Source organism: Pseudomonas batumici, from assembly GCF_000820515.1.
In the GTDB taxonomy this organism is placed as follows: Bacteria; Pseudomonadota; Gammaproteobacteria; order Pseudomonadales; family Pseudomonadaceae; genus Aquipseudomonas; species Aquipseudomonas batumici.
Genome location: NZ_JXDG01000057.1, coordinates 93,662 through 113,605 on the forward strand (window position 1 = coordinate 93,662; position 19,944 = coordinate 113,605).

The 19,944-nt window shown below is 63.4% G+C and carries 17 protein-coding genes; 10 read left to right on the forward strand and 7 right to left on the reverse strand.

Annotated features, from left to right (window positions below; translation table 11 throughout):
• Positions 1–26: 26 nt before the first annotated feature.
• The gene (gene argJ / locus UCMB321_RS21530) at positions 27–1,244 is read right to left on the reverse strand and encodes a bifunctional glutamate N-acetyltransferase/amino-acid acetyltransferase ArgJ (RefSeq protein WP_040070497.1); all 1,218 of its coding nucleotides are present in this window, start codon (positions 1,242–1,244) and stop codon (positions 27–29) included.
• A gap of 125 nt (positions 1,245–1,369) precedes the next feature.
• Positions 1,370–4,105 carry a preprotein translocase subunit SecA gene (gene secA, locus UCMB321_RS21535; RefSeq protein ID WP_040070498.1) on the reverse strand — a complete coding sequence of 912 codons (2,736 nt, stop codon included), beginning with the start codon at positions 4,103–4,105 and terminating at the stop codon, positions 1,370–1,372.
• Between the two features lie 308 nt (positions 4,106–4,413).
• Here secA and UCMB321_RS21540 point away from each other — a divergent pair, with 308 nt between their 5' ends.
• The gene (locus tag UCMB321_RS21540) at positions 4,414–4,869 is read left to right on the forward strand and encodes a DUF721 domain-containing protein (RefSeq protein ID WP_040070500.1); all 456 of its coding nucleotides are present in this window, start codon (positions 4,414–4,416) and stop codon (positions 4,867–4,869) included.
• A gap of 353 nt (positions 4,870–5,222) precedes the next feature.
• On the forward strand, positions 5,223–7,112 hold the full coding sequence (locus UCMB321_RS21545) for a methyl-accepting chemotaxis protein (RefSeq protein ID WP_040070501.1): 1,890 nt from the start codon (positions 5,223–5,225) through the stop codon (positions 7,110–7,112).
• Here the strand turns inward: UCMB321_RS21545 and UCMB321_RS21550 are convergent.
• Both UCMB321_RS21550 and purU read right to left on the reverse strand, forming a co-directional pair.
• Positions 7,102–7,299 (reverse strand): hypothetical protein, encoded by a 198-nt coding sequence (locus tag UCMB321_RS21550; RefSeq protein ID WP_040070503.1) that lies wholly within the window; start codon positions 7,297–7,299, stop codon positions 7,102–7,104. The two genes, UCMB321_RS21545 and UCMB321_RS21550, sit on opposite strands and share 11 nt — an antisense overlap.
• Before the next feature lie 30 nt (positions 7,300–7,329).
• Positions 7,330–8,178, reverse strand: coding sequence for a formyltetrahydrofolate deformylase (gene purU, locus UCMB321_RS21555; protein ID WP_040070504.1), 849 nt, complete (start codon positions 8,176–8,178; stop codon positions 7,330–7,332).
• A 347-nt stretch (positions 8,179–8,525) separates the two neighbouring features.
• On the opposite strand from purU, the gene mvaT reads away from it, so the two are divergent.
• Entirely contained in the window at positions 8,526–8,903 is a 378-nt protein-coding gene (mvaT, locus tag UCMB321_RS21560) for a histone-like nucleoid-structuring protein MvaT (protein ID WP_040070505.1), read from the forward strand.
• 91 nt (positions 8,904–8,994) lie between these two features.
• On the opposite strand, the gene sbcB is transcribed toward mvaT, so the two are convergent.
• Positions 8,995–10,431, reverse strand: a complete 1,437-nt coding sequence (sbcB, locus tag UCMB321_RS21565; RefSeq protein ID WP_040070507.1) for an exodeoxyribonuclease I — start codon at positions 10,429–10,431, stop codon at positions 8,995–8,997.
• A 171-nt stretch (positions 10,432–10,602) separates the two neighbouring features.
• On the opposite strand from sbcB, the gene UCMB321_RS21570 reads away from it, so the two are divergent.
• From UCMB321_RS21570 to UCMB321_RS21595, 6 genes are read left to right on the forward strand one after another with little or no spacing between them, the layout of a single operon-like run.
• Positions 10,603–11,328, forward strand: coding sequence for an RDD family protein (locus UCMB321_RS21570; protein ID WP_040070509.1), 726 nt, complete (start codon positions 10,603–10,605; stop codon positions 11,326–11,328).
• Positions 11,325–12,305: a stage II sporulation protein M gene (locus tag UCMB321_RS21575; RefSeq protein WP_040070536.1), complete on the forward strand. Its 981-nt coding sequence runs from the start codon at positions 11,325–11,327 to the stop codon at positions 12,303–12,305. Before UCMB321_RS21570 ends, UCMB321_RS21575 begins: the two co-directional genes overlap by 4 nt.
• Complete coding sequence (locus UCMB321_RS21580) at positions 12,292–13,827, forward strand: DUF4129 domain-containing protein (protein WP_040070510.1); 1,536 nt, start codon at positions 12,292–12,294, stop codon at positions 13,825–13,827. The genes UCMB321_RS21575 and UCMB321_RS21580 overlap by 14 nt, the downstream gene beginning before the upstream one ends.
• The gene (locus UCMB321_RS21585) at positions 13,824–14,987 is read left to right on the forward strand and encodes a DUF4350 domain-containing protein (RefSeq protein WP_040070512.1); all 1,164 of its coding nucleotides are present in this window, start codon (positions 13,824–13,826) and stop codon (positions 14,985–14,987) included. Before UCMB321_RS21580 ends, UCMB321_RS21585 begins: the two co-directional genes overlap by 4 nt.
• Complete coding sequence (locus UCMB321_RS21590; protein ID WP_040070513.1) at positions 14,984–16,000, forward strand: AAA family ATPase; 1,017 nt, start codon at positions 14,984–14,986, stop codon at positions 15,998–16,000. The genes UCMB321_RS21585 and UCMB321_RS21590 overlap by 4 nt, the downstream gene beginning before the upstream one ends.
• A gap of 13 nt (positions 16,001–16,013) precedes the next feature.
• A complete protein-coding gene (locus tag UCMB321_RS21595) occupies positions 16,014–17,345 on the forward strand; it encodes a DUF58 domain-containing protein (RefSeq protein WP_040070515.1) in 1,332 nt (443 codons plus the stop codon).
• Between the two features lie 7 nt (positions 17,346–17,352).
• Here the strand turns inward: UCMB321_RS21595 and UCMB321_RS21600 are convergent, their stop codons facing one another.
• On the reverse strand, positions 17,353–17,712 hold the full coding sequence (locus tag UCMB321_RS21600) for a PilZ domain-containing protein (protein ID WP_040070538.1): 360 nt from the start codon (positions 17,710–17,712) through the stop codon (positions 17,353–17,355).
• Positions 17,713–17,936: 224 nt separating this feature from the next.
• Positions 17,937–18,311, reverse strand: coding sequence for a tetratricopeptide repeat protein (locus tag UCMB321_RS21605; protein WP_040070516.1), 375 nt, complete (start codon positions 18,309–18,311; stop codon positions 17,937–17,939).
• 172 nt (positions 18,312–18,483) lie between these two features.
• Between UCMB321_RS21605 and pyk the strand changes: the two genes are divergently transcribed.
• On the forward strand, positions 18,484–19,935 hold the full coding sequence (pyk, locus tag UCMB321_RS21610; protein WP_040070518.1) for a pyruvate kinase: 1,452 nt from the start codon (positions 18,484–18,486) through the stop codon (positions 19,933–19,935).
• Positions 19,936–19,944: the final 9 nt, after the last annotated feature.

Consider the following 19,944-nt stretch of genomic DNA (forward strand, 5'->3'; position numbering starts at 1 on the left):
GTTGAAACCTCCTGCAGGGAGCTGGTTCAGGTACGGTATTCCGCGTTGATCTTCACGTACTCGTGGGACAGGTCGGTGGTCCAGATGGTTTCGCTGCACTCGCCGCGACCCAGCTCGATACGAATACCGATCTCTTCCCGAGCCATGACCGCCGAACCCTGCGCCTCGGTGTAGGTCGCGGCACGGGCACCCCGGCTGGCGATGCACACTTCGCCGAGGAACACGTCGATCTTGCTCACATCCAGTTCCGGCACGCCGGCACGGCCGACAGCCGCGAGGATACGGCCCCAGTTCGGGTCGGAGGCGAACAGCGCGGTCTTGATCAGCGGCGAATGCGCCACGGTGTAGCCGACATCCAGGCACTCCTGGTGATTGGCGCCGCCGTTGACTTCGACGGTGACGAACTTGGTCGCCCCTTCGCCGTCGCGGACGATGGCCTGGGCCACCTCCATGCACACTTCGAACACGGCCTTTTTCAGCGCCTCGAACAACGCACCGCGGGCCTCGGTGATTTCCGGGAGCGCCGCCTGGCCGGTGGCGATCAGCATGCAGCAGTCGTTGGTCGAGGTGTCGCCGTCGATGGTGATGCGGTTGAACGACTTATTGGCGCCGTCCAACATCAGGTTGTGCAGCACCTCGCGGGAAACCTTGGCGTCGGTGGCGATGTAGCCGAGCATGGTCGCCATGTTCGGCCGGATCATCCCCGCTCCCTTGCTGATCCCGGTAACGGTGATGGTCACGCCGTCATGCTGGAACTGGCGGCTGGCGCCCTTGGGCAGGGTGTCGGTGGTCATGATGCCGGTGGCGGCCGCGGCCCAGTTGTCCACGGACAGGTCATCCAGGGCCGCCTGCAACGCCCCTTCGATTTTTTCCACCGGCAACGGCTCGCCGATCACCCCGGTGGAGTACGGCAGCACCGCGCTTTCGTCGACACCGGCCAGTTCGGCCAGCTTGGCGCAGGTCCGCGCCGCGGCGGCCAGGCCTGGCTCGCCGGTGCCGGCGTTGGCATTGCCGGTGTTGGTCAACAGATAACGCACGGTGCCCTGGACACGCTGCTTGGCCAGGATCACGGGAGCGGCGCAAAACGCGTTGAGGGTGAACACCCCCGCCACCGTGGAGCCTTCGGCACAGCGCATCACCACCACGTCCTTGCGCCCGGGGCGCTTGATACCGGCCGAGGCGATACCGAGTTCAAAACCGGCAACCGGGTGCAATGTGGGCAAAGGACCAAGACCAACAGCCATGAATGCGCTCCTTTCAATGTGATGTCTGCACTGCCGTCACAACGGGCAGTGTTGCAAATGGAAAAACGCCGCGACGGCAGTACCGGTCGCGGCGCGGATATTACAAGGTTCAGACCCGCAAGGGTTTAGCTGATCTGACCGTGACAGTGTTTGTACTTCTTGCCCGAACCGCAGTAGCACAGTTCGTTGCGGCCCAGCTTCTGCTCGTTGCGGACCGGTGCGGCGGCCAGGGCGACGTCGACTTCTTCACCCAGGAGTTCCGGCTCTTCCAGACCCGGCACTTCAGCGTGCTGGAACTGCATGCGCTGGGCCAGGGCCTCGGCTTCCTGACGCAGGCGCGCCTCCTCCTCGGCCGGATCTTCGCGACGCACCTGAACGTGGGACAGCACGCGGATCGAGTCGCGCTTGATGGAGTCCAGCAGTTCGGAGAACAGGGTGAACGACTCGCGCTTGTACTCCTGCTTCGGGTTCTTCTGCGCATAACCGCGCAGGTGGATACCGTGACGCAGGTGATCCATGGTCGACAGGTGCTCTTTCCACAGGTCGTCCAGCACACGCAGCACGATCTGCTTCTCGAAGGTACGCAGCGCTTCGGCGCTGGCCTGCTCTTCCTTCTCGTTGTACACCGCCAGCAGCTCGTTGAGCAGCTTCTCGCGCAGGGTTTCTTCGTACAGGTGATCGTCTTCGTCGAGCCACTGCTGGATCGGCAGCTTCACGCCGAAATCGTTCTGCAGGGCCGATTCCAGGCCCGCCACGTCCCACTGCTCGGGCAGCGATTGTGGAGGAATATGGGCACTGACGGTGGCGCTGAGCACGTCCTGGCGGAAGTCGGCGATGGTTTCGCCGATATTGTCGGCGGCCAGCAACGTATTACGCATGTGATAGATCACTTTACGCTGTTCGTTGTTGACGTCGTCGAACTCGAGCAATTGCTTGCGGATGTCGAAGTTGCGGCCTTCGACCTTGCGCTGGGCCTTTTCGATGGCGTTGGTCACCATGCGGTGCTCGATCGCCTCGCCAGGCTGCATGCCCAGGGCCTTCATGAAGTTCTTCACCCGGTCCGAGGCGAAGATGCGCATCAGGCTGTCTTCCAGGGACAGGTAGAAACGGCTGGAACCGGCGTCACCCTGGCGACCGGCGCGACCGCGCAACTGGTTGTCGATCCGACGCGACTCGTGACGCTCGGAGGCGATGACCTGCAGGCCACCCGATTCGAGCACCTGCTGGTGACGTTTCTGCCAGTCGGCCTTGATCTGGGCGATCTGCTCGGGGGTCGGGTTTTCCAGGGCCGCCACTTCGACTTCCCAGTTACCGCCCAAGAGGATGTCGGTACCGCGACCGGCCATGTTGGTGGCGATGGTCAGGGCGCCAGGGCGACCGGCCTGGGCGATGATTTCCGCTTCTTTCTCGTGGAACTTGGCGTTGAGGACCTTGTGCTCGATACCTTCCCGGTTGAGCAGGCTGGACATGTGCTCGGAGGTTTCGATGGTCGCCGTACCCACCAGCACCGGACGGCCCTGGGCCAGGGAGTCCTTGATGTCGGTGATGATTGCCGCGTACTTCTCGTCGGCGGTGAGGAACACCAGGTCGTTGTAGTCCTTGCGCGCCAACGGCTTGTTCGTCGGGATGACCACGACCTGCAGGCCGTAGATCTGGTGGAACTCGAAGGCTTCGGTGTCGGCGGTACCGGTCATGCCGGACAGCTTGGTGTACAGGCGGAAATAGTTCTGGAAGGTGGTCGACGCCAGGGTCTGGCTTTCGGCCTGGATATTGAGGTTTTCCTTGGCCTCGATGGCCTGGTGCAGGCCCTCGGACAGACGACGGCCCGGCATGGTACGGCCGGTGTGTTCGTCCACCAGGACCACCTGGCCTTCCTGGACGATGTATTCGACGTTGCGGTTGAACAGCTTGTGGGCGCGCAGGCCGGCATAAACGTGGGTCAGCAGGCCCAGGTTGTGCGACGAATAGAGGCTCTCGCCCTCGGCCAGCAGGCCGACCTGGGTCAGCATCTCTTCGATGAACTGGTGACCGGCTTCGTTCAACTCCACCTGACGGCTCTTCTCGTCGATGGTGAAATGGCCTTCCTTGGTCACCACGCCTTCCACTTCCTCGATGTGCTGCTTGAGGCGCGGGATCAGCTTGTTGATCTCGGTGTACAGGCGCGAACTGTCTTCGGCCTGGCCGGAGATGATCAGCGGGGTACGGGCTTCGTCGATCAGGATGGAGTCGACTTCGTCGATCACGGCGAAGTTCAGCTCGCGCTGGAACTTCTCTTCCATGCTGAACGCCATGTTGTCGCGCAGGTAGTCGAACCCGAATTCGTTGTTGGTGCCGTAGGTGATGTCGGCGGCGTAGGCGGCACGCTTCTCTTCCGGCGGCTGGAACGGCGTGACCACGCCGACCGTCAGGCCGAGGAATTCATAGAGCGGGCGCATCCAGTTGGCGTCGCGGCGGGCCAGGTAGTCGTTCACCGTCACCACGTGCACGCCCTTGCCGGACAGCGCGTTGAGGTAGACGCCCAGGGTTGCCACCAGGGTTTTACCTTCACCGGTGCGCATTTCCGCGATCTTGCCTTCGTGCAAGGTCATGCCGCCGATCAACTGCACGTCGAAGTGGCGCATGCCCATGACCCGCTTGCCGGCCTCACGGGCCACCGCGAAGGCTTCGGGCAGGAGTGTGTCGAGGGTCTCACCTTGGGCTATGCGGGCCTTGAACTCTTCGGTCTTGGCACGCAACTGCTCGTCCGAAAGGGCCACCATTTGCTCTTCGAAGGCATTGACGATCTGTACCGTCTTGAGCATGCGTTTGACTTCACGCTCATTCTTGCTTCCAAAAAGTTTCTTTAACAAAGGCGCAAACATATCGGCAGGTTCTTCCACACATAGGGATGGAGGGCGGCCCCGGTGAGTCGCCCGAGCAGCCCTCATGGCCGCATGCGAACGAGTATTCTACCCGGAAACGACGGTGAGGAAAGTGGCGTTGATCCACGATACTGGCACAGCGCTTTGACGGGGCCACTCTAAAGTAAGGTCTTTTTCCCGAACTTCAAGCCATCGGGAGCAGACGTTAGCCGCGGACTTTAGGGCCAAAGACGATTCACATCAATGGCCGCCGATGCCGCAGGCGCTTCTGCTACCATGGCGACTCTGTTTCTTCAGGTGTCTGAATCATGGCATTTCGCCCTCTCACGGCCCGGGCACCCGCCGTCCTGCTTCGCGAAGCCAAGCCGCTGAAAGCGATTTTTGGCCATGCCCAGCGCCTCGCGCATTTGCAGCGACTGCTGGAAAGCCAGCTGCAACCCGCCGCCCGCGAACACTGCCATGTGGCCTCGTGGCGCGAAGGCAGCCTGCTGCTGATCGTCACCGACGGGCACTGGGCGACCCGCCTGCGCTACCAGCAAAAACGCCTGCAACGGCAATTGCAGGCGTTCGACGTCTTCAGCGGCCTGACCCGCATCCTGTTCAAGGTGCAGCCACCGACCGTCCCGCAGGGCGCGGCGGGCCACACCATGGATCTGTCCGTCAGTGCGGCGCAAACCATCCAGGACACCGCCGACGGCATCAGCGATCCGAACCTGCGCGCCGCCCTGGAGCGCCTGGCCAGCCACGCCAGGCCCAAGGCCTGAGCTGCCCCTCCCCCCTGACGCCGCTTATATTGAAAACACCACGTAACCTGTAGGAGCCGGCTTGCCGGCGATATCGTTCGCATAGGCACCGCAAGACTCAAGGGCCTCATCGCTGCGGTGCGGCGTCCCGACAAGCCAGCTCCTACAAGGGCAGCGCAGCCCTGCGCTAATCTTTGCGCCTGCACGGTCGATAGCAAGAGCGCCACACAGAACACAATCAAAACAACAATCCGGCTCTCCCCTGAGCAGAGCCCCTAAGGAGTAGAGGAAGTATCAGCTTGCGTTCAACCTTGTCCGGCGCGCGCCCTCCTTGCCTGCCTGGACAGCAAAAACCTTAGCGGACCTCGAGAGCCATGAACAAAAACCTCAAATTCAGTCACAAGATCCTGCTGGCTGCGTCGCTGATCGTGCTGACAGCCTTCGCACTCTTCACCCTGTACAACGACTACCTGCAACGCAATGCGATCCGCGATGACCTCAACAGTTATCTGCATGAAATGGGTGGCGTCGCCGCGAACGACATCCAGACCTGGCTGACCGGCCGCAGCCTGCTGATCGAAAACCTCTCCCAGTCGGTTGCCCTCAACGCGGACCCGGCCAACGTCTCCAACCTGTTGGAACAGAAGGCCATCACCGCCACCTTCATGGGCGCTTTCCTGGGCAACAAGGACGGCAGCTTCATCATCCGCCCGGACAGCAAGATGCCTGACGGCTATGACCCACGCGCCCGGCCCTGGTACAAAAGTGCCGAGAACAGCAGCGGCTCGGCCCTGACCGAACCCTATATCGACATGGCAACCGGGCAGTTGGTGATCTCCGTCGTCAACACCGTGCGCAAGGCCGGCCAGAGCATCGGCGTGGTGGGCGGCGACATGAGCCTGCAAGCCATCGCCGACAGCCTCAACGCCTTGCGTTTCGACGGCAACGGCTACGCCTTCCTGGTCAGCGCCGACGGCAAGATCCTGGTGCATCCGGACAAGGCCCTGGTGATGAAAAGCCTCGGCGATGCCTATCCGCAGAACACCCCGCGCATCGGCAACGAGATCAGCGAAACCGACGTCAACGGCAAGACCCGCATCGTCGCCTTCGCCCCGATCAAGGGCCTGTCCTCGGTGAACTGGTATGTCGGCCTGTCGGTGGACAAGGACAAGGCCTTTTCGATGCTCAGCAAGTTCCGCAGCTCGGCGGTGGTCGCCACCACCGTCGCCGTGCTGATCATCATCGCCCTGCTCGGCCTGCTGATCCGCGCGCTGATGCAACCGCTGCACGTGATGACCCGCGCCATGCAGGATATCGCCGACGGCGAAGGCGACCTGACCCGGCGCCTGGCGATCGAGTCCCAGGACGAGTTCGGCATCCTCGGTGCCGCTTTCAACCGCTTCGTCGAACGCATCCACACCTCGATCACTGAAGTCTCCTCGGCGACCCAGCACGTCAACGAAGTGGCCCTGCGGGTGGTCAGCGCCTCCAACTCGTCGATGCTCAACTCCGACGAACAGGCCAGTCGCACCAACAGTGTCGCCGCGGCCATCAACCAGTTGGGCGCCGCCGCCCAGGAAATCGCCCGCAATGCCGCCCAGGCCTCGAACCAGGCCAGCGACGCCCGCGGCCTGGCCGAAGACGGTCAGCAGGTGGTGGAACGCAGCATCAAGGCCATGCACCAGTTGTCGGAAATGCTCGCCACCTCAAGCACCAACATCGAGTCGCTGAACAGCAAGACGGTGAACATCGGGCAGATTCTCGAAGTGATCACCAGCATCTCCCAGCAAACCAACCTGCTGGCCCTCAACGCCGCCATCGAGGCGGCCCGGGCCGGTGAGGCCGGACGCGGCTTTGCGGTGGTGGCAGACGAGGTGCGCAACCTGGCTCACCGCACCCAGGAGTCGGCCCAGCAAATCCAGACCATGATTGAAGAACTGCAGGTCGGCGCCCGGGAATCGGTCGGCACCATGGGTCATAGCCAGCGCCACAGCCTCGAAAGCGTGGAAATCGCCAACCTGGCCGGCGAGCGCCTGAGCAGCGTGACCCAGCGGATCGGCGAGATCGACGGCATGAACCAGTCCGTCGCCACGGCCACCGAGGAGCAGACCTCGGTGGTCGAGTCGATCAACATGGACATCAACGAGATCAACACCCTCAACCAGGAAGGCGTGGAGAACCTGCAATCGACGTTGCGGGCCTGTTCCGACCTGGAACAGCAGGCCGCACGGTTGAAGCAGTTGGTGGGTAGCTTCAGGATTTAAGCGACGCTGAAGAGTCTGTGGGCTTGTCTGCCTCCGACTCTTCCTGCAATTGCTGCCAGAGCTCGGCGGCACCGGGAAACTCGGTGCCGTCCTCGCCAGTCAGCGCTTCGCTGTCGTAACGGCTCAGACAGCCTTCACCCACGGTCGGCGGCGCCTTCGCGGTCGCCTTGTCGAGCGGATCGGCCATTACCCAACCTCCACGCCCGCCAACGGGCTGTCAGAACACCACGGTCTTGTTGCCGTGCACCAGCACACGATCTTCCAGGTGATAACGCAGGCCACGGGCCAGCACCATTTTCTCGACATCGCGGCCGAAACGCACCATGTCCTCGATGCTATCACTGTGGCTCACGCGCACCACGTCCTGTTCGATGATCGGGCCGGCATCCAGTTCTTCGGTCACGTAGTGGCACGTTGCCCCGATCAGTTTCACGCCCCGCAGGGACGCCTGGTGATAGGGCTTGGCGCCGACGAACGACGGCAGGAAGCTGTGGTGGATGTTGATCACCTGGTGGGCGTACTCGCGGCACAGCTCCGGCGGCAGGATCTGCATGTAACGCGCCAGTACCACCACATCGGCTTCGTGATGCTTGACCAGGCGCGACACTTCGGCAAACGCCGGTTCCTTGTCCTGCGGGTTCACCGGCACGTGGTAATAAGGAATGCCATGCCACTCGACCATGCTGCGCAGGTCGTCGTGGTTGGAAATCACACAGGCGATCCGGCAGTCCAGTTCGTCGCTGTGCCAGCGGTGCAGCAGATCCGCCAGGCAATGGGATTCACGGCTGGCCATCAACACCACACGCTTCTTCTGCTCGGTGTCGGTGATGCGCCAGGTCATGGAAAATTCTTCGGCGATCGGGGCAAACGCCTCACGAAACGCGTCCAGGCCAAACGGCAGGCTGTCGGCACGAATCTCGTGACGCATGAAGAACCAGCCACTGAGGTTGTCGGAGTGATGGCTCGCTTCGGTGATCCAACCGTTGTAAGACGCCAGAAAGTTACTGACTTTGGCGACGATGCCAACGCGGTCGGGACAGGCAATCACCAGCCGGAAAGTGCGCATGAGGGGGAAACTCCAGAACTTCGCAAAGGTCGTCATTCTAGCGAGTACGCGGAAAAACTGCAGTATTCGTTGCACAGCGCGCCCATTCCCGGCCCGGCGCCGAACCCTCCCCCGGTGTGTAGTGGCGTTGCGAGTGACACGCCGCAGAGCACCGATAATTCAAACATCCGCACAACAAGACCGCTCTTGGCCGCCGCGCCGAAAACATCTAAGTCCGCGACAAGCGCCCGCCTAAGTTTCAAATTAAATGCAATAAACCCTCTATTAAATGTTTACTTGCCCAAACACTCTGACTACTATTGCGTCACTGCATCCCTGTCGTCCTGACTCATCATAAGGTAGTGTCCATGTCCCTGATCCAGAAATACCACGCCACCCAGGAAGCCATCAAAGAACTGCAAGCCCAAATGGCTGCAATGGAAAAAGACGGCGCGCTGAAAAAAGAAATGGAATTCGAAAGCAAACTGCGCACTCTGCTGGGCGAGTACAACAAGGCACTGCCAGATGTCATCAACATTCTGGACCCACAGGCCAAAGCCGGCAAAGCCGTTCGTGGCGCCGTGAAAACCACCGGCACCAAACGTGCGCGCAAGGTCAAGCAATACAAGAACCCGCACAACGGTGAAGTGATCGAAACCAAAGGCGGCAACCACAAGACTCTGAAAGAGTGGAAAGCCAAGTGGGGCGGCGACGTGGTTGAAGGCTGGGCAACCCTGCTGGGCTAAGCCAAGCCGGTCACGGACGCTATTCGCGATCCACAAAAAAACGCCAGTTCACTGGCGTTTTTTATTGCCTGCCATTTAATCGCCCGGGTGTTTAACCGACCGCCATGTTAAAACCCATGCACAAAGACTGTGCATAGTCCTGCCACTGCTCCAGCACCTGACGCTGCGCCGGTGTCGCATCCGGTAAACACTTCATCAGCTGCTCGGTAAAATCCGCCAGGGTATTCGGTGCGCCCCAGGCAGCCTCGCTCAGACGCTGTCGGCAGAATGTCCGCCAACGTTGCTGCTCTTCTTCACTCAAGCTGCCGGGAAAGTTGCGCGCGCGATAACGGAATAATAATTCCGGCAAGCGTTCATCATCGAACGGCCATTGCATCCGCGCCAACTGCTCGGGGTCGGCACTGCGAACTTGCTCACACAATCGCCGGTCGCGGTCGCCGATAAAGCCGTCGTATAACTGCTGCTCCGGATCCTCGCTGGGGGTGAAATCTTCGCCGGCATAAAGGGCCTGGACTTTATCCCGCCAAACTTCCTGGGTATCACTCAGTTGCTGGCGACGCGCCTCATAAAGCGCCATGTCCAATTGCAGGCGTTGCTGATCTTCGCCCCGCAATACCTTCAGCGGCGCCACCACCGGACAACGGTTGACATGAATCAACTTGAGCGGCACCGGCAGTTGCCCTTCGCCCCGCTCCTCATGACGGGTGTACAGCTGCTGACGCAGGGTATCGGCATCCAGATCCAGCAACGGCCGCGGATCCTGGGACAGATCGCAGACAATCAGGGCGTTGCGGTTACGCGGGTGCCACGCCAGCGGCAGGACCACCCCCAGGTAATGGCGCGCGGCAGAAAAGCGTCCGGAGATATGCACCATCGGCTGTAACAGGCGAACCTGGTCCAATACCCGCTGTTTGCTGCGCAGTTCAAACAGCCAGTCATACAACTTCGGCTGTTTCTCGCGGATCAACCGTGCCAGGGCAATCGTGGCGCGCACATCGGACAAGGCTTCGTGGGCGTGACCATGATCGATGCCATTGGCGGCGGTCAGGCGTTCGAGCCTGAGGGTCACGCGCCCGTCCTCCTCGGGCCAGACGATCCCTTGCGGACGCAGCGCATAGGCCGCACGCACCACATCGATCAAGTCCCAACGGCTGTTGCCACCCTGCCACTCCCGCGCATAGGGATCGAAAAAGTTGCGATACAGGCTGTACCGGGTCACTTCGTCATCGAAGCGCAAGGTGTTGTAGCCGGCGCCGCAGGTCCCCGGACGAGACAGCTGGGCGTGCACGCGGGTCATGAAGTCGGCCTCCGCCAACCCCTGCTCGGCGAGTTGCCGCGGGGTGATGCCGGTGATCAGGCAAGCCGCCGGGTGTGGCAGGATATCCTCGCTCGGACGGCAATACAGGTTGACCGGTTCATCGATCTCGTTGAGCTCGGCATCGGTACGGATGCCCGCCACCTGCAAGGCGCGGTCGCTGCGCGGATTGATCCCGGTGGTTTCGTAGTCGTACCAGAAGATAGAGGTCACGGCGGGTTCCTGAACAAAAGACCGACGCAGTCTAGGCGTTCAGCGCCCCCTCGGACCAGCTTCCCGTAACAACTGGATGCAAGCACTTCGATACCGTTCATTACAGAGTTCAGTTGCTTAGCCGGCCGCCGCTGGCTAGCATCGGGCTTCTGTCCGCAAGGACCCGCCACCATGCCATCGATTTCAGCACTGACAAGGAAGACTGCGCTGCCAATCCCCCTGGACACCCGCTACCGGGTCGAAACCCCGGAAGGCATCGACCTGCCCCTGCGTCCGGCCGGCCTGCCCGTGCGGGCAGTGGCGTTCGCCATCGACCTGGGCGTACGCGGCATTCTGCTCGGCACCCTGTTGAGCGGCCTGATGCTGCTGGGCAAGCTGGGCCTGGGGCTGGGCTCGATCGTGCTGTTCCTCGTCAGTTGGTGGTACATGGTGCTGTTCGAAGTGCTGAATCAGGGACGCTCCCCGGGCAAGCAGATGATGGGCCTGCGCGTGGTCCATGACGACGGCACACCGATCGGCTGGGCCGCCTCCCTGACCCGCAACCTGCTGCGTTTTGTCGACATGCTGCCGTTCGGCTATTTTCTCGGTGCCATCAGTTGCCTGCAGCACCCGACCTTCAAGCGCCTCGGCGACCTGGCCGGCGGCACGCTGGTGGTCTATCGCGAACAACCGCTGTCGCGCCCCACCCTGCCCCAGGCGACACCGCGCACGGCGCCCTTCGTCCTGCGCCTGGCGGAACAGCGGGCGGTGTTGAGTTTCGCCGAGCGCCAGGGCGAACTCAGCGGCGAACGCAGCGGCGAACTGGCGGCGCTGCTGGCAACACCCCTGGGTGTGCCGGCGTCCCGGGCCAAGGCTGAATTGAACGGCATCGCCCATGGGTTGTTGGGTCCACTATGAAACAGAGCCTCTTCGAAAGCCGCCATCAGCCCGAGTGGCAACGTTTTGCCCAATGGCTCGACCAACTCGAGCGCGGCAAGGCCAAAGCCACCGACCTGAGCGAGTTCCCCGCCCACTACCGGCGCCTTTGCCAGCAACTGGCCCTGACCCAGGAACGCGGCTACAGCAGCCATCTGGTCGACGCCCTGCAACAGTTGGCCTTGCGCGGGCACCAGCAGCTCTATCGACACCGCAGCCACCTCGGCGCCTCGGTGCTGGGTTTCATCTTCGCCGGTTTCCCGCGCCTGGTGCGCGAGCAATGGCCCTTCGTCCTGGTCGCCGGCGTGCTGTTCTTCGCCAGCCTGGGACTGACCGGCGCGCTGGTCCATGGCTTTCCCGACCTGGTCTACAGCATCGTCAGCCCCCAGCAGGTCGCCGAGATGCAAGCCATGTACGACCCCAGCGCCAGCCGCCTGGGACGCACCGTCGCGCGGGCCTCCAGCGAAAACTGGGTGATGTTCGGCTACTACATCATGAACAACATCGGCATTGCCTTCCAGACCTTCGCCGGCGGCTTGCTGTTCGGCCTGGGCAGCCTGTTCTTCCTGCTGTTCAACGGCCTGACGATCGGCGCGGTGGCCGGGCACCTGACCCAGATCGGCTACGGCCAGACCTTCTGGTCCTTTGTCATCGGTCACGGCGCCTTCGAACTCAGCGCCATCGTCCTGTCCGGGGCCGCCGGCCTGCAACTGGGCTGGGCGCTGGTGGCGCCGGGACGCCTGCCGCGCGGCGAGGCCCTGCGCCTGAGCGCGCAGAAAAGCATCGGGATCATCGGCGGGGTGATCCTGTTCCTGCTGATCGCCGCCTTTATCGAAGCCTATTGGTCGTCCATGAACACGCTCGCGCCCACGCTCAAATATGCGGTGGGCGCGGGACTCTGGCTGCTGGTGGCCGCCTATCTGCTGTTGGCCGGAAGGAACGACCATGCGCCTGACTGACGCCAGCGTGGCCATTCGCCCCCGCAACACCTGGGAAGCCATGGACCTGGGTGTGCTGCTGGCCCGGCAGCATCGCGGTTTGCTGATGGGCAGCTGGGCGCTGGTCACCCTGCCAGTCTTCGCCCTCCTGAGCGTGCTCCTCTGGGACCACCCCTCCATCGCCATGCTGCTGTTCTGGTGGCTGAAACCAGCGTTCGAGCGCCTGCCGCTGCATATCCTGTCCAAGGCCCTGTTCGGCGACACCCCCAGCCTGAAACAGACACTCAAGGCCTGGCCGCGCCTGCTCAAGCCGCAACTGCTGGCGAGCCTGACCTGGCGCCGCCTGAGCCTGAGCCGCAGCTTCACCCTGCCGGTGCAACAGCTCGAAGGCCTGGACGGACAAGCCCGCCAGCAGCGGCTGCGGGTCCTCCTGCCCCAGGGCCGGCGGGCGGCCCGCTGGCTGACGGTGATCGGCGTGCACCTGGAATATGTCCTGTGGTTCGGCCTGCTGGGGCTGTTCTACCTGTTGGTACCCCGGCAGATCGAAATCGACTGGCACTGGCAGCAACTGGTGTTTGCGGCCCAGCATCAGGGGCTCTGGCTGCAACACCTGAGCAACGCGTTCTACGCGCTGATCCTGATCGTCTGGGAACCGATTTATATCGCCTGCGGGTTCAGCCTGTACCTCAATCGCAGGACCGTACTGGAAGCCTGGGATATCGAACTGATTTTCCGCCAGTTGCGCCAGCGCCTGATGCCGGTGGTCACCGCGCTGTTGCTCGGCGTGGGTCTCTTGTCGATGCCCTTCGCGCAACCGGCCATGGCCGCCGAACCCGCGGCCCCGGATACGCCCAGGCTGCTCAAGCAAGCGTTGACCAGCCAGGCCTCCCAGGACGCGATCAAGGCGCAACTGCAGGCGCCGCCGTTCAAGAATCCGGAAACCGTGACCCGCTGGCGGTTGGGCGAACCATCGAGCAAGGCCAGCAGCAAGCCTTCTTCCGGCTGGCTGAAGAGCCTGCTGGAGCATTTTGACAGCCGCATCGCCGGCACACTCACCCAAGGGTTGGAAATTCTGCTCTGGGCCCTGGTGTTCGGCCTGCTGGCCTGGTTGGTCTGGCGTTATCGGGACGGTCTGCTGACCTTTGTCGGCCGACGCCGCAGGCCTCGGGCAAAGCCCGCTCCGAGCCCCGCGCCGCAACTGTTCGGCCTGGCCCTGGGGATCGAGACCTTGCCCGACGACATCGCCGCCAGCGCCGAGGCCCTCTGGCCCCGGCAACCGCGCGAAGCCATGAGCCTGCTCTACCGTGGCCTGCTCAGCCGCCTGCTGCATGACTACCAGTTGCCCCTGAAGAACGCCGATACCGAGGGGCAGGTCCTGGAGCGGCTCGCCCAGTTGCAGGAACCGGCCCTCCAGGCCTTCAGCCAGGAGTTGACCGGCCACTGGCAGAACCTCGCCTACGGCCATCGCCTGCCGGCGGCCCACCAGCAACAGGCGCTGTGCGAAAGCTGGCGGCGGTTGTTCGGCCCGGGAGCGGTCCGATGAACCGGCGTCTTTCCTGGCTGATCGGCCTGGTCCTGCTGGCGTTGCTCGCAGGCGTCGGCCTCTATCTCTATCACAAGGCGATGCCCTACAGCGTAGTCATCGATCACGGCCCCTCGCCCGAGGCACGCGCCAACCCTTACCTGGCCGCCGAACAGTTTCTGCGCCAGCGCGGCCTGAAGGTCGAGCATGCCACCAGCCTGGACATTCTCCCCGGCCTGGACCCGCGCGGGCGGAGCCTGATGCTGCTGGGCGAGCGCTCGAACATGACCCCGCGCCAGGCCGACCAGTTGCTCAACTGGACCCGGGCCGGTGGCCGGCTGCTGTTCGTCGCCGAGGCCCTATGGGACCCCAGGACCGGGAAAAGCGGCGACCTGCTGCTCGACCGCGTGCAACTGCGCCAGGTACTGAGCAAGGACCTCAAGGGCGAAGGCCCGGAACCGGAAGACGACCGCTACCCCCTGTTGACCCGGATGTACCTGGAGGACGAGGACGCACCGGCCTACTTCAGTTTCGACACCGCCTTCCACCTGTCCGACCCGAAGAACCTGGCGCAATCCTGGGCCAACAGCGCGACCTCCACCCATCTGGTGCAAGTGGACTACGGGGCCGGCAGCGTCACCGTGCTGACCGACGCCGAGCTCTGGACCAACCACGCCATCGGCCTCTACGACAACGCCTGGCTGCTCTGGTACCTGGCCCAGGACAGCGACGTGACCCTGCTGTTCAACACCGACCACGACAACCTGCTCACGCTGTTGTGGCGCTACTTCCCCCAGGCCCTGGTCGCCCTCGCCGCCCTCCTCGGCCTGTGGCTATGGCATGTCGGACTGCGCCAGGGGCCGCTGCAGGTCCCCGCCTCGCGGGCGCGCCGACAACTGCAGGAACACCTGCGGGCCAGCGCCGACTTCCTGCTGCGCCGCAGCGGCCATGAGACCCTGCTCCAGGCCTTGCGACAGGACATCCTGCGCCGGGCCCGCAAGCGTCACCCCGGTTTCGAACGACTCGGCGTTGCCGAACAATGGCAGGTGCTCGCGCGCCTGACCCGCCAACCCACCAGCGCCATCAGCCAGGCCCTGCGCCCGCGACCGAAGCAACGCCTTTCCAGCGTCGACTTCAGCCGCCAGGTCGCCCACCTGCAAACTCTCAGGAATGCCCTATGAGCGAACAACAAGTCGAACCGACCAGCCCGGTCGACGCCGAGGTCCATGCCCAGCAGCAGCGCCAGCGCGCCAGCCAGCTGGCCCAGGCGGTGCGCCAAGAACTGCAGAAAGTGCTGATCGGCCAGGACACGGTGATCGACGACGTGCTCACCGCGCTGATCGCCGGCGGCCACGTGCTGCTCGAAGGCGTCCCCGGGCTGGGCAAGACCCTGCTGGTGCGGGCCCTGGCCCGCTGCTTCGGCGGCGACTTCGCGCGGATCCAGTTCACCCCCGACCTGATGCCCAGCGATGTCACCGGCCATGCCGTCTACGACCTGCAGACCGAACAGTTCAAGCTGCGCAAGGGCCCGCTGTTCACCCACCTGCTGCTGGCGGACGAAATCAACCGCGCCCCGGCGAAAACCCAGGCGGCGCTGCTCGAAGCCATGCAGGAACGCCAGGTCACCCTCGAAGGCCGCGCCCTGCCCATCGCCCAGCCGTTCATGGTGCTCGCCACGCAGAACCCGATCGAACAGGAAGGCACCTACCCGCTGCCCGAGGCCGAACTGGACCGCTTCATGCTCAAGCTGCGCATGGACTACCCCGATGCCCGGCAGGAGCTGGACATGGTCCGCCAGGTGACCCGCTCGACCAGGGCCGACATGCTCGAGGTACAGCCCCTGCGCACCCTGTTGCAGGCCAAGGACGTGCTGGTCCTGCAGCGAATCGCCGGCGAGCTGCCGTTGGACGAACAGGTCCTCGACTATGCCGTGCGCCTGGCCCGGACCACCCGCAGCTGGCCGGGCCTGACCCTCGGTGCCGGACCCCGGGCGTCCATCGCCCTGGTCCGCGGCGCCCGCGCCCGGGCCTTGTTGCGCGGCGGCGACTTCGTGATCCCGGACGACATCAAGGGTTGCGCCCTGGCCGTGCTGCGGCACCGGGTGCGGATCGCCCCCGAACTGGATATCGAAGGGCTGTCGGTCGACCAGGTGCTCAAGCAACTGCTTGACCAGGTCCCGGCGCCGCGCCAGTGAGGCGCCCGCGTCCATGAGACCTTCACCGCTGCTGTTGATCTGGCTGGGCGTCCTGCTGGGGCTGGACCTTGGGCTGGGCACACTCAGGGCGCTGGACGTCGAGCTGCCCGAGCGCCTCGGCGCGATTGGCTGGGGCTTGCTGCTGGCCCTGCTGCTGTTGTGCCTGGTCGATGGCGCCCGGCTCAGGCGCCTGCCATCGCCACAGCTCCAGCGCAAGCTGCCTGGCAGCCTGGCGCTGGGCCGCTGGGGCGAAGTGCGCATCGAGCTCAGTCACGACCACCCCACGCCCCTGCGGGTGCAGCTCTTCGACGGGGTGCCGGATGGCCTGGTGTTCGCCAACCTGCCTCAGGCCATCACCTTGCAACCGGGCGAACGCAGCGAACTGGGTTACCGCGTACGCCCCGTGAGCCGTGGCCATTTCCGCTACGAGCGTTGCGAAGTCAGCCTTCCCAGCCCCTTGGGCCTATGGACGGAACGACGCTACCTGGAGCTGCCCGACGCGACCCGCGTCTACCCGGACTTCGCCCGTCTCTATGGTGCCCAGCTGCTGGCCGTCGACAACTGGCTCAGCCAACTCGGTGTGCGCCAGCGCCAACGTCGCGGCCTGGGCCTGGAGTTCAACCAGTTGCGCGAGTTTCGCGAAGGCGACAGCCTGCGCCAGATCGACTGGAAAGCCACCGCCCGGCAGCGCACGCCGATCGCCCGGGAATACCAGGACGAGCGCGACCAGCAGATTGTCTTCATGCTCGATTGCGGACGACGGATGCGCAGCCAGGACGGCGAGCTGGCGCACTTCGACCACGCCCTCAACGCCTGCCTGTTGCTCAGCTACGTGGCCTTGCGCCAGGGCGACGCGGTGGGCCTGTGCACCTTTGCCGGCGAGCAGCCGCGCTTTCTCGCCCCGGTCAAGGGCCAGGGTCAACTCAACGTGCTGCTCAACAGCGTCTACGACCTGAACAGCAGCCAACGCCCGGCGGACTACCAGGCGGCGGCCAGCCAGCTACTGGCCCGGCAGAAACGTCGGGCCCTGGTGGTGCTGGTGACCAATCTGCGCGATGACGACGATGAGGAACTGTTGACGGCCGTCAAACGCCTGGGCCGCCAGCATCGGGTACTGGTCGCCAGCCTGCGCGAGGAAGTGCTCGATCAATTGCGCCAGGCGCCGGTGCAGACCCTGTCCGAAGCCCTGGCCTACTGCGGCACGGTGGACTACCTGAATGCCCGGGCGAGCCTCCATGAACGGCTGACCGCCCATGGCGTTCCGGTGCTGGACGCCCGCCCGAGCGAACTGGGTGCCGAACTGGTCAACCGCTATCTGAGCTGGAAAAGAGCCGGAACCCTATAGGTCCGCGCTAAGCGGAAGCCTCCAACGGATGAAAGCTGAAGTAATGCTGCAACGCCGCCACCAACTGGAGATACTCGGGAGATGCCTCCCGCAGCCTGAACCCCGAGTCGTAATAACCCGGGGAGGTTTCCTCATGGCACCACAGGCAGCGGCCGGTCAGATCGATCAATTGCCGGGTTCCATCGCTGAGCGGAAGCTTCAGTTGCAACTCGAACTCCGCCTTGACCAGCAACGGCAACTGACTGATCAGCATCAGCCCCTCTTCGCAGACATTGCCCAGGTAACCGATGGGCTTGTCGGTGTGGCGATTGAACACTTGCAGGAAATAAGGCAGCTGATGCCGCTCGATTCGACGGTCAGTAGGCATGGCAATGATCGCTGTAGAGGCCATTCAGCATGGCTACGCTAATGCTCCGGAGCAGACGAACGGCACTGCCCTCCCTTGGTCTCGGCGCGATAGCGGCACATCGCCCTATCGCCAAACCTCTACCGAGCCATGGTTTTCAACTCAAAAGAACTGATAAAACTGAAACCATACATCCGGATTTTAGCGCAAAGCTGGCAGAGAGCCAGTTCGTATTTCACCCATCATTACAAAGGCGCGGGACTGGTCTGCGCCGGCATCGAGACCTGCGCATGGCCCAGCTGACGCAGGGTTTCCAGGCGCGCGCGCGCGCGGAATGCGTATTCGCTGTAAGGGTACTGGCTGATGATGAACTGATAGGTCTGCGCCGCGTCGACGAAAAACTTCTGCCGCTCCAGGCACAGACCGCGCAGCATGGACACTTCCGGCTGGATATAGGGGCGGGCACGGCTCTCGCGGTCGACCTGGGACAACTGCAGCATGACGTCTTCACAATTGCCGCGATCATAGGAGCGATAGGCACTGTTCAGGTGGCTGTCCATCGACCAGCGGGTGCAACCGACCACACTGGCGGCCAGGGCTAAAACGAGCAAAATTCGCATGGGGGGTCTCCTCTTCTTGCTAGTGTATCGACCCGATAACGAAAATCTCCAGAGTGTTCGCCAAACAACCTATTCGAAAAAAATCATTCGCCGAAAAGTAGTGCAAATGAACAATGACTACAGCCGAGGAGCATAGTAGCCTTTCGCTGCGCTTGAACTCAGGAGTCTCTGCATGTCCGTTCGTCGTACTAAAATCGTCGCCACACTGGGCCCGGCCAGCAACTCGCCGGAAGTTCTCGAACAGCTGATCCTCGCTGGCCTGGACGTTGCCCGTCTGAACTTCTCCCACGGTACTCCCGACGAGCACAAGGCTCGTGCCAAGCTGGTGCGCGACCTCGCCGCCAAGCACGGGCGCTTCGTCGCGCTGCTGGGTGACCTGCAGGGCCCGAAGATCCGTATCGCCAAGTTCGCCAACAAACGCATCGAACTCAAGGTCGGTGATCACTTCACCTTCTCCACCAGCCATCCGCTGACCGAGGGCAACCAGCAGGTCGTCGGTATCGACTACCCGGACCTGGTCAAGGATTGCGGCGTCGGCGACGAACTGCTGCTCGACGATGGTCGCGTGGTCATGCGGGTTGAAACCGCGACCGCCACCGAGCTGAACTGCGTGGTGACCATCGGTGGCCCGCTGTCGGACCACAAGGGCATCAACCGTCGCGGCGGTGGCCTGACCGCCCCGGCCCTGACCGAAAAAGACAAGGCCGACATCAAGCTCGCCGCCGAAATGGAAGTGGACTACCTCGCCGTGTCCTTCCCACGCGACGCCGCCGACATGGAATACGCCCGTAAACTGCGCGACGAGGCCGGCGGTGTCGCCTGGCTGGTGGCGAAGATCGAACGTGCCGAAGCCGTGGCCGACGATGAAACCCTCGACGGCCTGATCATGGCCAGCGACGCGGTGATGGTCGCCCGTGGCGACCTCGGCGTGGAAATCGGCGACGCCGAACTGGTGGGCATCCAGAAGAAAATCATTCTGCATGCACGCCGCCACAACAAGGCGGTGATCGTCGCGACCCAGATGATGGAGTCGATGATCCAGAGCCCGATGCCGACCCGTGCTGAAGTCTCCGACGTAGCCAACGCCGTGCTGGACTACACCGACGCCGTCATGCTCTCGGCCGAAAGCGCCGCCGGTGCCTACCCGCTGGAAGCGGTGCAGGCTATGGCGCGTATCTGCGTCGGCGCGGAGAAGCACCCGACCAGCAAGACCTCCAGCCACCGCATCGGCAAGGTCTTCGAAAGCTGCGACCAGAGCATCGCGCTGGCGGCCATGTACACCGCCAACCACTTCCCGGGCGTCAAGGCGATCATCGCCCTGACCGAGAGCGGCTACACGCCGTTGATCATGTCGCGGATCCGTTCCTCGATCCCGATCTACGCGTTCTCCCCGCACCGTGAAACCCAGGCCCGCGCGGCGTTGTTCCGGGGCGTCTACACCGTGCCGTTCGACCCGGCTTCGCTGCCGCCCGAGCAAGTCAGCCAGGCAGCCGTGGACGAGTTGCTCAAGCGCGGCGTGGTCGAGCAAGGCGACTGGGTCATCCTGACCAAGGGCGACAGCTACCACACCATCGGTGGCACCAACGGCATGAAGATCCTGCACGTGGGCGACCCACTGGTCTGATCCTCAGCA